The 13991-nt window shown below is 58.3% G+C and carries 14 protein-coding genes and 1 pseudogene; 10 read left to right on the top strand and 5 right to left on the bottom strand.

From position 1 onward, the window contains the following. The first annotated feature begins 14 nt into the window (after nt 1-14). Together EXE52_RS05975 and EXE52_RS05970 are read left to right on the top strand one after the other, a co-directional pair. Nucleotides 15-656 (top strand): hypothetical protein, encoded by a 642-nt coding sequence (locus tag EXE52_RS05975; protein ID WP_137703511.1) that lies wholly within the window; start codon nt 15-17, stop codon nt 654-656. Nucleotides 657-687: 31 nt separating this feature from the next. Beyond that, nucleotides 688-1557, top strand: coding sequence for a hypothetical protein (locus tag EXE52_RS05970; RefSeq protein WP_137703510.1), 870 nt, complete (start codon nt 688-690; stop codon nt 1555-1557). 43 nt (nt 1558-1600) lie between these two features. On the opposite strand, the gene EXE52_RS05965 is transcribed toward EXE52_RS05970, so the two are convergent. From EXE52_RS05965 to EXE52_RS05955, 3 genes are read right to left on the bottom strand one after another with little or no spacing between them, the layout of a single operon-like run. After that, nucleotides 1601-2611, bottom strand: a complete 1011-nt coding sequence (locus tag EXE52_RS05965) for a MoxR family ATPase (protein ID WP_137703509.1) — start codon at nt 2609-2611, stop codon at nt 1601-1603. After that, nucleotides 2604-3671 carry a DUF4350 domain-containing protein gene (locus EXE52_RS05960; protein WP_241988201.1) on the bottom strand — a complete coding sequence of 356 codons (1068 nt, stop codon included), beginning with the start codon at nt 3669-3671 and terminating at the stop codon, nt 2604-2606. The genes EXE52_RS05965 and EXE52_RS05960 overlap by 8 nt, the downstream gene beginning before the upstream one ends. Nucleotides 3672-3728: 57 nt before the next feature. Then, complete coding sequence (locus EXE52_RS05955; protein WP_089308389.1) at nt 3729-4004, bottom strand: hypothetical protein; 276 nt, start codon at nt 4002-4004, stop codon at nt 3729-3731. Nucleotides 4005-4123: 119 nt separating this feature from the next. Here EXE52_RS05955 and EXE52_RS05950 point away from each other — a divergent pair, with 119 nt between their 5' ends. After that, nucleotides 4124-5242, top strand: coding sequence for a DUF1616 domain-containing protein (locus tag EXE52_RS05950; protein WP_137703507.1), 1119 nt, complete (start codon nt 4124-4126; stop codon nt 5240-5242). A gap of 388 nt (nt 5243-5630) precedes the next feature. Here EXE52_RS05950 and EXE52_RS05945 read toward each other — a convergent pair whose 3' ends face one another. Continuing rightward, on the bottom strand, nt 5631-6773 hold the full coding sequence (locus EXE52_RS05945; RefSeq protein WP_137703506.1) for a hypothetical protein: 1143 nt from the start codon (nt 6771-6773) through the stop codon (nt 5631-5633). Between the two features lie 126 nt (nt 6774-6899). On the opposite strand from EXE52_RS05945, the gene EXE52_RS05940 reads away from it, so the two are divergent. Further along, on the top strand, nt 6900-9143 hold the full coding sequence (locus EXE52_RS05940) for a PGF-CTERM sorting domain-containing protein (protein ID WP_158413987.1): 2244 nt from the start codon (nt 6900-6902) through the stop codon (nt 9141-9143). A 486-nt stretch (nt 9144-9629) separates the two neighbouring features. On the opposite strand, the gene EXE52_RS05935 is transcribed toward EXE52_RS05940, so the two are convergent. After that, the gene (locus tag EXE52_RS05935) at nt 9630-10082 is read right to left on the bottom strand and encodes a zinc ribbon domain-containing protein (RefSeq protein WP_089308388.1); all 453 of its coding nucleotides are present in this window, start codon (nt 10080-10082) and stop codon (nt 9630-9632) included. A gap of 202 nt (nt 10083-10284) precedes the next feature. On the opposite strand from EXE52_RS05935, the gene EXE52_RS18260 reads away from it, so the two are divergent. The 6 genes and pseudogenes from EXE52_RS18260 to EXE52_RS05910 form a co-directional block, all read left to right on the top strand. Then, a complete protein-coding gene (locus tag EXE52_RS18260) occupies nt 10285-10773 on the top strand; it encodes a hypothetical protein (RefSeq protein WP_158413986.1) in 489 nt (162 codons plus the stop codon). Then, nucleotides 10671-11462: a hypothetical protein gene (locus tag EXE52_RS05930; RefSeq protein ID WP_158413985.1), complete on the top strand. Its 792-nt coding sequence runs from the start codon at nt 10671-10673 to the stop codon at nt 11460-11462. Before EXE52_RS18260 ends, EXE52_RS05930 begins: the two co-directional genes overlap by 103 nt. Nucleotides 11463-11533: 71 nt before the next feature. Further along, complete coding sequence (gene cheY, locus EXE52_RS05925) at nt 11534-11890, top strand: chemotaxis protein CheY (RefSeq protein WP_006628944.1); 357 nt, start codon at nt 11534-11536, stop codon at nt 11888-11890. Continuing rightward, complete coding sequence (locus tag EXE52_RS05920) at nt 11890-13080, top strand: chemotaxis protein CheC (RefSeq protein WP_137703504.1); 1191 nt, start codon at nt 11890-11892, stop codon at nt 13078-13080. Before cheY ends, EXE52_RS05920 begins: the two co-directional genes overlap by 1 nt. Further along, entirely contained in the window at nt 13077-13652 is a 576-nt protein-coding gene (locus tag EXE52_RS05915; protein ID WP_049930113.1) for a chemotaxis protein CheD, read from the top strand. Before EXE52_RS05920 ends, EXE52_RS05915 begins: the two co-directional genes overlap by 4 nt. A 143-nt stretch (nt 13653-13795) precedes the next feature. Then, nucleotides 13796-13991, top strand: a pseudogene (locus tag EXE52_RS05910) (flagella accessory C family protein); the annotation flags it as partial.

Genomic DNA, 13991 nt, shown 5'->3' with positions numbered 1-13991 from the left:
CACCACAGTCGCGTATGGACCCGCCCATCGGATCACTTCGAGCTCGCGATCCCGTCAGTATCGGTGCGCTGGTTATCCTCCTCGGCGTTATCGCTATTACCGGGATGACGCGTGAACTCCTCATTGCCGTTCCGTTGTTACTCGTCGCAGGGGTGCTCCCCGCACCGATTGCCTTCGCTACAGGCCAGCTTGCCGTTTTTCCCACGATCTCTCTCGAAGACACGCTGCTTGTCGGTGTGACGCAACTCGCGTTGCTCTGTGTGCTTACTGAGCCTGCCCGATGTCACCAGCGGTGGGCAGTATTTATCGGCACGCTACCGACGTATGGCTTACTCGTGGCTGTCGTTGCTATTGGACTCCGTGAGGGGCTCGTCGTGGCAGGTGGGCTCCTCTGTGTCGCTGTCATAGTGGGGACGTATCTTGCCCGGCGGGTGACGTTGGTACAGCTCGGTCGTGTCGCTTTGGATCACACACCGTCAGTTGACGGGGCTAGTGGTGCTGAGACGACAACTGCTGTGTCAACTGATGAGACAGCCGGTGAGACTTCTGTTCCCGACACACATCCTGATACTGATCCAGCCTCTGAGTTGAGCGAGACTGACGAGATCCAGAGCAATCCTTCTTCAACCAACGACGAAAGCGAGCCGAAAAGGTAAACATACCAGTCTCGAAAGGGACAGCGACGGAATGGCCAGTACCGGAGAGACAGACGCAACACGATCAGCTGTGACGGAGTCGGAATCACCCGAGGAGACGTCACCAGCTGATCTCCGGCGACAACTTGCTGTCCTCGAAGCGGAGAATCGCCAACTCCGTGAAGAGTATGCCCGCGCCCAACAGGCCACCTATCGACGGACCGCACTCGGATTGTTTATTGTTGGTGTCGCCGGGATCGCCGGTGGGCTCATCTTTCCAGACGCTCGGGCTGTCCTGTTCGCTCTCGGCGGAACAGGCGTCTTCGCCGGCGTGCTTACGTTCGTGTTAACCCCAGAACGATTTGTATCCGCGCGCGTCGGTGCGCGCTTATTCCAAGCGCTCCGAGCCGATCGCGATGCGACTGTGGATGAACTTGGCTTGGAAGGAGATCCGGTGTATGTGCCGACAGATGACGTCCGATTGTTCGTTCCACGCTACCAGGACCGGCCGCTTCCACCTGATTCAGCACTATCGGATCTGTTTGTCGTTCCCGAGACACCTGAGCAGGGTGGCGTCGCCTTCCATCCAACTGGGAGACCACTCTTCAAGGCGTTTGAAGACACCCGCAGCCAGCCACTCGGCGAGACTCCGCACACGATTGCGGCGACGGCTGCCGATGCGCTGGTTGAACTGTTTGAACTCGCTGATGGGGTTGAGTACGCGGTCGATACCGACACAGGTCGGGTCACCTTCGAAGTGGTTGGTGCCGGGCTCGGTGATCCCACGGGAATTGATCATCCGATTCCCTCATTTCTGGCTGTCAGTCTGGTTGAAACGCTTAGTATACCGGTCCGTGTCGAGATAACTGACGATGATCCGCTCGCGATCACCTGTCGGTACGACACTCAAAATGAGACCTGAAGCCGGTGGTCTCCACACAGTCCTGCTGTGTAGCGGTCCCGGACTACTCTTCGTCGAGTTCTGAGCCGCCATCGGGTGCCTGTGGTTGGCTGTTCGCGTCGAACTCGAGATCTGCGCTTGGCGGCATCACACCATCGACGATCTCCTCAATGATCGCTGTGACAGACTGGTCGGCAAGTTCCGCATCAGTCGTCCGAATGACTCGATGGACGAACACGGGCTCTGTGAGCGCTTTCACGTCATCAGGAATGACATACGAACGGCCTCGGATCGCTGCCCGGGCCTTACTCCCGCGGAGAAACGCCAGTGTGGCCCGCGGTGAGCCACCATACTGGAGCGTGGCTGCCTCTCGTGTTGCAGCGACGAGATCTAGGATGTACTCTTTGACCGACTCAGCAACGAACACGTCTGTGACAACGTCTTGTGCGGCCGCAAGCTCATCTGAGTCAACGACTTGTGAGACTGTCTCCGCATCCAACGCCGGCGCACTATCGAATCGGTTGAGTACTTCTCGTTCCTCTGCTCGGTCGGGAATATCGACAGTGTATTTGAACTGAAATCGGTCCCGTTGGGCCTCAGGCAACTCGAAGACACCCTCCATTTCGATTGGGTTCTGTGTCGCAATCACCATGAACGGTGCTGGCAACGAGAGTGTTTCGCCGTCGATAGTAACCGTTGACTCTTCCATCGCCTCCAACAGTGCGCTTTGTGTTTTCGGGGTTGCCCGATTTATTTCGTCGGCCACGACAAGATTCGCAAACACCGGGCCTTTCCGTAGTTGGAACTCCCCTGTTGCTTGTCGGTATACGTTTGTTCCGACGACGTCAGCCGGAACCATATCCGGTGTCATCTGAACCCGGCTATACGACAAGCCTGTTGCCTGCGCGAATGCGTTGGCAATGGTAGTCTTTGCGACACCGGGAACTCCCTCAAGCAAGACGTGGCCGTCTGTCAGTAGTGCTATCGTAAGCCCCTCCAGAATGTCTTCGTTTCCGACGACGACCCCACTGGTCGCCTCACAGATCGCCTCATACACCCCCTCCGGACTACTCATCATCTTCGGTTCGTGAGCGCTCGGATAAAACATCTGTCATCACCTGCCGAAGTCGTGTCTCATCCCACTCGGGATGTCGCTGACTGAGCGATCTGAGGAGCGTGTCCTCATCAATAAGTTCCGTCGGCGTATCCTCGTCGCCACTAGTGATTTCACGAAGCCATATTGGGAAGTGGTCACGTAGGGGCTCCGGTACTATCTCGAGTAGCCCACCCCAGATCGATCGGCTGGTGAACCGACCGAAGACACCGTACGCCCAGACGAATCCAATCCCAACCCCGACGATACCCATCTGAACCACTACTGATGACCGAACAGCCAAGAGTATGATAGATAGAGGTGGTTGTTCACCAGCTCGCGAGTAATCAAGCAGCGTCTGCTGGCGTGTCTCCAAGAGTGCCGTCGCGAACGCCTCATTGTCGGGCTGCGTTAGCATTGTATTGATGAACACACTGGGATCACTCACCGCGATCACGCGTCCATCACCAACGGATTCGACGGTCACTACCGGATAGGTACTCAGTTCATCGCCCGGCGATAATCCTCCTGTTCCGTCTCGATCGAGATAGCCGAACCGCGAGCTTGTGGCGAGTACGGTTGATCCGTTGGCGTCGATTGCCGTTGCGCCGTTCAACGTCAGCTGCGCAACGTCAGAGGTATACTGTGAGTCAGTGATGTTCGTCGCTACTGGGAGTGAGGGCGCTTGGTAGTACTCACGTTCATCTAGTAGTTGTGTCCCGTTAAACCGGGCATCCGCACCGACCGCTGAGAGTAACGCATTCCCCTCGGAACCGAAGTCATCAGCAATGACAACAGTACCACCCGACCGTACGAACGCTCGGACACGCCGTGAGTCGTTTGCTGTGTAGGGTTCTTCGGGAGCGAGAATAATTGCGGTTGTTTCACTCGTGTTAGAACGCTCATAGGCTGTCGTTTCGAGGGCGATCTGTGACTCGCTTTGTTGATCTGCGAGTTCTCGAAACTCACTCGTTCCGTCCCAGTCGATGTTATACCCGCCGAATGTAGCCGTACTTGTACTCGCTGCGATGACGATTGCCACACTGAGCGTGAGAATCAGCGCATACAATACGAGACGTGGGACCGGTGGTCTACGCATCTATATGACTCCCTCTGGAAGAATCTCCAAGATGCGTCTGATAACGATATATCCGAACCCCGCAAGTCCAATCGCAATTACAGGCAGAAGACGGCGCCGCCAACGTGGTGTCACGTTGAATGGGGCTGTGAGTTCAACGACGACTAACAGTCCAATAAGCGACATCACAAAAAAGAGCTCTAGTGTCAACGATTCAAGCGCCGTCAACAAGACAATGACACTGAGCATCCACGCGACGACCCCGTAGAGAAACTGGCGTCGCTTCCCGAGTCCCATTACTCGTGTCTCTGTATCCTCCGGCATCAATCCTCTGGTGCTGGCTCTCCCGGCTAAAGACGTAGGCCACGCATTCGCTGACCGAGTGACTTTTGTCTTCTGTCCCATTTCAGAGCACCATGGTGGATCGTCAGGATGTTTGGCTCGTTCTTCCACATCCTATTCGTCGACTGCCAGCTGATCTCGCTGCGGTAGTTATCCTGACGTTGTTGACGCTTGCGACTGTCTTCGTACCCGTAATCAATGAGACGCCACTCCGCGTCGGATTCGGGCTCACTTTCGTGTTGTTTCTCCCTGGATATGCGTTCATTGCCGCGCTCTTTCCAGAATCCGGATCGGAGTCTCCACCGGTCGAAACTGCCGAGCAATCAAAGCAAACAGCGAGTACCGACGACTCAACACCGCAGCCAGTTCCAGGTACTGAGGCAGCCGCAGAATACGGCAATACAGAAACGGTCAACTCTGACCCGACTGATAGTTCAGGGATCGACAGGATCGAACGGACGGCGCTCTCGTTTGGGCTCTCGATTGCGATTGTGCCGCTGATCGGGCTCATCTTGAACTTCACACCATGGGGAATCCGGCTTGTCCCAATTGCGACGAGCGTTGCTGGGTTCACACTCATCTGTGTCGCTGTTGCCGCACAACGCCGCTGGGAACTGCCGCCAGACGAGCGGTTCGTTGTCCCTTATCCCGATTGGATCGGTGCCACAAAACAAGAATTGTTTGATCCGGATGATCGGGTTGACGGCACACTCAATATTGTACTCGCCATTTCGGTACTACTTGCTATCGGCAGCGTTGGCTATGCGGTTGCGGTTCCACCTCAAGGCGAGCAGTTCACGGAGTTTTACCTCCTTACGGAGAATCCTGATGGTGAACTCGTTGCCGACGGATATCCTGAAACGATGACACGAGGCGAGACAGCAGAACTGATCGTCGGAATCGGAAACAATGAGTATCAATCGACGACGTATACTGTTGTTGTCCAAGTACAAGAAGTCAATACGACAGACAACTCAACAACTGTACTTGATCGGACCGAAATTGATCGGTTTGAGGTGACGGTCCCTCACAACGAGACCCAGCATCAGCAACATACCCTTCGCCCACCACAGACTGGTGAGAACCTTCGGGTTCAGTACCTCTTATATAATGGCAGTCTGCCAGATACACCCACCAGTGAGAACGCATATCGTAACCTCCATCTTTGGATCGACGTTGAAGCAACTGGTTGACAATTTTCCGGCCCTGACGCGCCTCTTCCACGCTACCCGTGCCCGAAAGGTGTGGGAGTTGTGTGATTGTCTCAGCTTTGAACGTTGTCGTGTTGACACTATTGGGCCCGAAATCGGAGGGAAAGACGTTCTAGGAGGAGTTTACGGTATCGACCGAACTGGAGGGTGATTCACAGAGGATAATGAAGGCAGCGTTCACGGCGTTTGAACCTCCAGTGGAGAACGGAGCGTCTACGGCTGAACTCTCTTTTCCGTGCTCACACCGTCTCAGCCGCCATTTTTCGGCCGATTAAGTGTTAGATACTCAACGTTCAAAGCTGAGTGACTGAACTGTGAACCTGAAACACCCACCGCTCGGGATTCCTCCGCGTTCACGCGGAGGAGGATGTCAATTTCTGAGCCGTGTCACCGCTCCAATCACAAACAGCGAAATTAGCAGCAGCGTAGGACCATTTAGTGGAACTGATTCGTCGGTATTCTGATCTGGGTTTGGTTCCGATGGTTCAGTTACTTGGCTACTATTGTCTCCAGTGTCTTGTGTACTTCCCGTAACGTTTCCACTCGGGTCAGACTTCTCGCTGCCTGTAGCGTTGGTGGTATTCGCTTCTCCGTCTGCTGTTACATTACTTTTAGTCGTGTTCGAGACGTTCTGACCAGTACTGTTTACTTCGACTGACTTGTTTTCACTGGTGGCGTTAGTCGTCTCATTCACACTCTCAGATGTCGTATTGTCCACGGGAGCAGCACTACCTCCACCACCACCGCCACCGCCACCGCTACCACCATTGTTTCCGGTGTCTCCTGACTCATCTGCCGTTTCTTCAGTGATAGTCAGCGATTGCTCATCGCTCACGGAGAGAATGTTCGAGAACTGTCCAGCAACCTGACCGGACCCATTCACGACAGCGTACAGGCGGTAGTCGCCAGGCTCATACTCATCATCAAGTGGTGCTGTGTACGTGTCTCCCTCTTTAGTTGCTGGAATCGGCTCTCCTTGCTCGCCATCTACGAGTACCACTCCGACACTTTCGATCGATGGCTCATCCGAACCATCATACGCTGTTAGAGTAACGTTTACTGAACCATTGTCACCAACCGCAACTGTTGACGGGGCAGTGACCGTTGTCTCATACCCTTGAATCACAACTGGTTGAACTGTCTGCAACGTTTCATTAGAAAAGTACGCAAGTATGTAGGTTCCAGCGCTGAGATCGTCCGAATCAAACGTAACAGTAGATTCTGTCGTGTTCGTTGATTTCACCGGATTCTTATTGGCGTCGTACAAGTACAGATTAAATCGCTCATCTGTGTTCTTTGAAACAGAAACTTCAATCTGTTCACCTGGCTTAATGGGGGCAACCGATGACACGTTGTATGATCCGAATGGGTCAATCTCTACGGGCCGGTCCGGCACATCAACTTCTCCGTTTTCAACCGTTATGACATCTGAGCCGTTCGCTTGTACGACTGCTGTTGCGCCAAAGAGGCTCGCTAAAGCAACAAGGAGGGCAACGAACAAAACTCGTGACATAATTCAATTCAGATCCATCGGGGTACTGAATCTTTCGGCATCGTGCGACCTCTGGTGCTATCTTTCTACTGCGACGCACTCCCCTCCAAAGAAATTAATATGTCCCCGCGTGACATTCGAATTAGTATGCCACTCAACAAGTTGTTTGTGGGCGTTATTACTGCTGTTATGCTCATGTCCCCAGTGGCAGGAGCTGCTGGAGCAGTCGGTCCAGCCCCTCAGGCAATAGATGATCCGCCCACCACCAGTCAACCGGTTGAACAGTCTGGCGATTTTATCAACGTAACGCAGAGTGTTGATGTTCGGAATTCCGCACCATTCACGCTTCGTGTAGATCGAAGCCAAAACAATGCTATTGCAACAGCGGTAGAAAATATGGACACCAGTGTACGCCTCGACAATCCAAGAGTTAAGGTCGACCTAGGGATTAACAGGTTGGTTGTACATGAGAATACTGCCACAATCGACTTGGGCTTTGATCCAATTAATAACCTTGACAACGAACAGGTTCATCTCATTTCTGCGAGGATCGAGTCCACAGACACACAAGTCCCATCCACGACTAATATTGATACCCTCCGTCAGTTCATTCGTGACAACGCAGATAGCGACGATGTCACGTTTGACAATGTTAGCTCCCAGCAGGTAACGAACGGCGGGGCCGACTTCACAATCAACAACGCTGAGCCAGGGTCGTATCTCTACATGGCAGTAGTTACGAACAGCGGCCAAGGACTCAACGTCGTCAACAACGGCGACATTACTGTTCCGGGTGAGGTGAGCGTTGTTGGCGTTGACTCTGCGATTGTCCAAGAGACGGCATCTACGCTGGGTGTCCAACGTGCTAGCGAAACATATGCGGCGGGCGATAGTGTGACATTCGATGTTAACGCTAACTTAGGAAGCAGTGACATCGAGCATGCTGTCGCAATTTGGAATGAATCACAAGTAGCCAGCGAAGACCTAACTCTTGTAGCCCCTAGTGACATCGACGCTGATACGACACCAGATGAATTCGAAATCGAACACTCAATTGACGAGGTTAATGGTGTTCAGCGGACGAAAGATGATGTGTCAGCATTTGGCCGCACTCTAACCTCAAACAAACGATCGGGCGTCTACGCACTTCCTGACGTTATCACGTTCCTTGCGAATGAGGGTGAATTTAGCGAACCGCAGACCGATTCTGTGGGCGATTCACGAATAAATGCCTCTGTAACCTCGAAACAAGCAGGGAGCGATACTACCCTAACTGTCGACACACTTGAGAACTTTGCCCCGGGTGAATACGTCGCTGTTCACGTTGCAATGGTTGAAGGAGAACCAACGCGGATGTCCTCAAATCGAGTCGACTTTGAGGTCATTAATGCGATCAGCAGCGGAAGCAACTCTGTTGATGACGGGCGTACTAATGTTCAGCTCACAGGAGACGGTAATGTCCGCAACGTGAGTGTTCGCCTGCCGTCTGATTCTGGTGTAAAGAACGTGTCGGTCACTGAGTCATCTTCACCCACTGGAGGAGCACCAACCCCGGATAATTCTGTTGCGACATATCTTGACATTAGTGGTGATTCCAGTGTGAGTGAAGACACAGAGGTCACAGTAACGATCAGTCAGTCTCGGCTTGACGAGGTAGGAATCGCTACAGAAAACGCCGTGCTGCTACACTACGTTGATGGCGCGTGGAAACAGCTTGCTACCGACGCAACTCCGACTAATGGTGACGTTAGGCTGACGGCAACCAGTAGCGGTCTCTCACCGTTCGCAGTCGCCGAATCTTCGACCACTGATGAGGACGACGATGACAGCAGTGGTGGTGGTGGCGGTGGCGGCGGTGGTGGCGGCGGTAGTCTCCCGACTACGTTCTCCCTCTCAAACCTTGATCCGCAGAATATCACTGTGACGCAAGGTGAACGGTTCAATGTATCCACGACAGTCACAACGAGCCGCTACAGCGACAGCACTCAGGATGTTGAACTCCGTGTTGGGAACGACACGGTCGCCACTCAAGAAGTAACACTTGACCAACAGGGTAGCACGACTGTTACATTTACTGGGATCAACACGTCGGGAATCGAAGGCAGCCTTGAGTACACCGTTATGACTGAATCGGATAGTCAAACTGGAACGCTGACCGTTGAGATCCCAGATGATGGTGACGAGACAGATGACACGGATAGTGACGAGGGTGCTGATGACGGCATGGGAAGTGACGATGAAAGTGATAGCGCTGACGAAGACTCCGCAAGCGGAGAGGATGAAACAGACGAAGGAGAAGATACGGACGGCTCAACGCCTGGATTTGGGGTTGTAGCTGCCCTCATAGCATTGCTAATCGTTGGGCTCATTTCCCGGCGCCAACACAGCTGATAACGCCGTCATTTTTTCCTCTCGCTCTTCGGTAGGAGACTGTTGATACAGTCACTGTATTCCCCTGAGTAGCTACAACTACCGATCTCAGCTTTGAACGTTGAGTATCTAACACTTAATCGACCGAAAATGGCGGCTGAGACGGTGTGAGCATGGAAAAGGGAGTTCAGCCGCAGACGCTCCACTTTCCACTAGAGGTTCAAACGCCCTGAACGCTGCCTTCATTATCCTCTGTGAATCACTCTCCAGTTCGGCCGATACCGTAAACTCCTCGTAGAACGTCTTTTCCTCCGATTTCGGGTCCAATAGTGTCAACACGACAACGTTCAAAGCTGAGTACCGATTTGAACGTCTCTCTAAGCCGAATAGAATTCACCCGCGACAGACCGAAGTCACAAGATAGCAATCCATCAACAATATGCTGCGAAAACCGTAACTAAAGACGGAGGGTAGGCGAAATTCCTCACAAAACTGCCACCCACTGGCTCACCCCAACAATACGAACAACGCGATCCCGATGACTGCGAAAACTGCGTATATCCCCGCCATCACCTCGCGTTTGAGTGGACTGCCCAGCGGCTCGGCGGTGAGCCGGCGGATCGGCGGTAAGATCGCCACGCTGGCGAGGATCAGCGGCCACGACTCGGCCGCCGGCACGCGGGTCATCGCGATCACGATCGTTCCGTAGCCGAGGACATACGACCCCCGCCGCCACAGCTGTTCGCGGTCGGTGAGTTCCTCTGTCGACGGGAAAACGTCGGTCCCGCTCGATCCGCTGCCTCCGCCGCCCCCGCCGTCGGATCCGGCGACCTGCTCCGCCTGCCGCTGGACGTACTCGTCTAGCTCCTCAGCCGCGTCCTCTGTCTGCGGGGCGCCACACTGCGCGCAGTACCGCGCGTTGTCGTCGACCGGTGCGTCACAGCGGGGACACGATGGCATATTGCCGTGATTCGGGCTCCCGCAGGGCTTAATTCTTCGGACCGGCAGAGGCGTTTGGGTCGGGTGATTCTCGATTTCGGCGGCCGAGTTCGCCGGCCTCATTACACGGCCTGATAATCAGCGGCGGCTTCTCCCGGGCGACCTACACCCCCGTGGCCGGCGATCCGATCGAGATACGCCACCCAGCGAACAACCCCAACGGGTGGCGTACCTGCTCGTCGGCGGGAACCGGCTCAGCGACACCGGCCAGTCGGTTGGGTACGTCGACGTGATCAAGATCACTGCCCAGACGACGATAACGATCAACACCCGGACGATCGGGACGAACCAGACCAACGGGCGGAGCTGCACCCGCGACGACGCCTCGTGTGGTCTCACGTTCAGGAACGCGGACGGCGATGTGACAGCGACTTCCCTCGCCAACGTCAGCGGCTTCGCCGGCGCGACGGCCGCTGCCAGGCTCGTTCGCCCGCTCGTCTCGCAGCGGTACCGGCTCGCGATCACTGACGGCACCCTCGCCGTTGACGGGTCGGGCATCGTCCAGCCGACCTCGGCTTGGAGAATCCGGCGTTCCACGACGACATCGAGGTGTTCACCAGCATCGACCTGGCCGCCATCGACAGCGACAGCAACGGCGACACGAAGTCGCTCGCCGGGCTCCAGGCCAACGGGCTTGACCGGACCGCGGTGACGAAGGGCAACCGGATCGTCTTCGGGTCCGAGGCGACCGGCATCTGGGGCGCGCTGTTCCACTTCTCGGCGGCGCGCGACGCGGGCCCGCTCGAGGCCGGCCAGACGGTCGACCACCGCGTGCTGAGGGACTTCCTGACCGCCGAGGATGGGGTGTCGCTCCGCGTCAGGCAAACGAACCCCGGGATCAACGAGCCCGCCTCGCGGCTCAACCTGTCGCGGGCCGACCCGGAGGACGTCACACTCTTTCTCGCCGACGCGACCGAACTGGAGACGCCCGACGCGCCCGGGCGCTTCTACCTCGTGATCGACACGAGCGACGGAGGGACGACCGCCAGCGCCGCGAACGACGACGCGGCTGACGGGCCGGACGACGACGGCGAGTCGACCGACGAGACGGCATCCGACGACGGGGAGGGCCCCGACAGCGAGCACGCCGCCAACGGGACCGACGGCGATGGCGCGCTGTCCGAGGGGCCGACCGACGACGGCTCGCGCAGCTTGGGGCTGATCCCCTCCCGTTCGGCGCCCACGAGGCGTTCGGCGGGGCCGTCCTCGTCGGCGCGGTCCACCTCCTCAGGCACTAGGTCTGACCGGCGCTCCGACCATCGGCCTTCGCACGAGCCGCCGCCTCGGGCTTTTCCGCCGCTGCTCGTCGCTCCTCGCGCCCGCGCCGCGCTCGACTCGTGACAGCTCCGTTCTCATCGCTGAGAACCGCGGGGGAGCGATTAAGTGATCGCTGCGCCCGGTTTCAGACAACAATGGCTACGCGGGTACTCATCGCCGACGACTCGGAGTTCATGCGGAACCTGCTCCGGGAGATCCTCGAGGGCGAGTTCGAGATCGTCGGGGAGGCAGAGAACGGCGTAGAGGCGGTCAACATGTACGAGGAACACGGGCCAGACCTCGTGATGATGGACATCGTGATGCCGATCCGCGACGGTATTGAGGCAACGACGGAGATCCTCGAAGACAATCCCGACGCGACGGTGATCATGTGTACCAGTGTCGGGCAGGAGGAGAAGATGAAGGCGGCCATCAAGGCGGGCGCGGAGGGGTACATCACGAAGCCGTTCCAGAAGCCGAACGTGCTCGACGCCATCGGCTCGGCGGTATAATGCGCGTCGACGTCCGCGCGCTCGGCGCCTGTAACCGCCTCGCGGAACGAGGGGCCAAACAGGCCGCCGGCGCGCTCTCGGACCTGACTGGGACCGACCTCGCGGTGGAGGTGACGGGCGCGAGCGTCGCCAGCGGCGAGGACCTCGCCGAGTCGTTCGCCGGCCGGGAGTCGATCGGCGTGAGCGTCGGGCTCCGCGGCGGGTTAGACGGCGAGGCGGTCCTCGCGTTCGACGCGGTCAACGCCGACGCCCTGCTCTCGCTTCTCCCCGGCGGGCAGTCGATGGAGCGCAGCGCCGTGACGGAGGTCGGCAACATCGCCTTGGGCGGCTTCCTCGACGGCTGGGCGAACTACCTCGGGAAGGCAATCGACATGTCGCCGCCGCGGTACTTCGAGGCGGACGGCGCAGCGGTGCTGCCGGACGGCGCGCTTGCCGGGGACGGTGTGTTCCTCTTCGAGAGCCGCCTCGACGCGACGACGACCGACCTCGACTTCTCCATCTACATGCTGCCCGACTCGGGGCCCTTCCGCGACCTCATCGTCGGGAAGACGGCGCCCGCGGCAGCGGCCGGCGGCGAGGCGGCCGGCGGCACGGCGAGCACGGCGGTGCCGTACGAGTCGCTGTCGACGTTCTCGTCGCTGGCGAAGAAGGGGTCGGCGAACGCCGCCGACAACATCGCGATGATGACCGGGTTAGAGACGAGCGTCGACGTGAGCCGGCTCCGGTTCGTCCCGCTCGCCGACGTGCCCGCAGAGGTCGGCACCGAGCCCCATGCGGGGACGGTGTTTGAGCTCCAGGGAGAGCCGAGCGGCTACCTCGCGATCCTCTTTGAGGAGTCCTCGGCGGCGGCGGTCGCGGATGCGATGCTCCCGATGGAGCCCGACGAGCCGCTCGGCGACATGGCCCAAAACGCGCTCTGCGAGCTCGGCAACGTGATGACGAGCGGGTTCATCGACGGCTGGGCGAACGTGCTCGGCACGTCGATCACCCACTCGCCGCCGGAGTTCGTCCACGACATCGGCGCCTCGACGATCAGCCCGCTCGTCGCGAAGCTGAGCGAGCGACAGGATTACGGGTTTGTGATCGACACCGCTATCGAGACCGAGGGGATCCAAGCGCGCTGTGACGTGTACGCGCTCCCCGACGAGCGCGAACTGGCTCGGGCGCTCGACCACCTTTCCGACCCGTGACCCGCTCGCTCTCCGACGATGGGCCTGACGACCCGCCGGAGCGGACGGAGAGCGACGCAGTCGCCGACCCGGCCGCCGTCACCGGTGGCGCGGCCTCCGACGACCCTGGGCGGATCAAGGTCGGCGTGGGCGAGCTCGCGGTCACCGCCGATGACGCGATCCTGACGACCAGCGGGCTCGGCTCCTGCGTCGCGGTCGCGCTCGTCGACCGACGGGCGGGCGTCCGCGGACTCCTCCACGCCATGCTGCCCGCGGGCGAGGGACGGACGACGGCCGCCTCGCGGCCCGCGAAGTACGTCGACACCGGGATCGACTCGCTGATCGGGGGGCTCGACGACGCCGGCGCCGACCCCCGCCGTCTGGAGGCGCGGGTCGCCGGCGGCGCCGAGATGCTCGACCTCACCGACGCGGTCGGTCCGCGGAACGTCGAGCGGGTCGGCGAGGTGCTCGACGCCGCCGGCGTCCCGATCGTCGCCAGCGACGTCGGCGACGCGGTTGGCCGCACGGTTCGGCTCCGCTCGGACGGTCGGCTTGTCGTCCGCGCCGCCGACGGCTTCGAGCGGGCGATCTGAGCGCCGATCGGCGGCCGGTCCGGTCCCGTCTCAGTTCTCCGCATATACTCCTGTAACGTCTGATATTCGCCCGACGGCATGCTTTCTCACGGTTGATATTTTGAGGGGTGAATTGAAGTGCCTTCTGCGGGTCGTACACGGTAATGGGCCTCGAACTACCGGTGTGGGGAGCTCCAACCGCCGTCTGGGCAGTCGCCACGCTGGGGCTCGTCGGTGCGAGCGTCCTCGACAGGTTCCTCGACGACGACGGATCCGGCGACGACGGTTCCGGGGGTATGGACGGCGACGACGATCCCTTCGGCGGCGACATGGGTGGAGGGATGGGCGGCGGTATGGGCG

The sequence above is a fragment of the Halorubrum sp. CGM4_25_10-8A genome (assembly GCF_005435025.1).
GTDB lineage: Archaea > Halobacteriota > Halobacteria > Halobacteriales > Haloferacaceae > Halorubrum > Halorubrum ezzemoulense.
The sequence above is the reverse complement of the archived record's forward strand: the minus strand, read 5'-3'. Positions and strand labels throughout refer to the sequence as shown.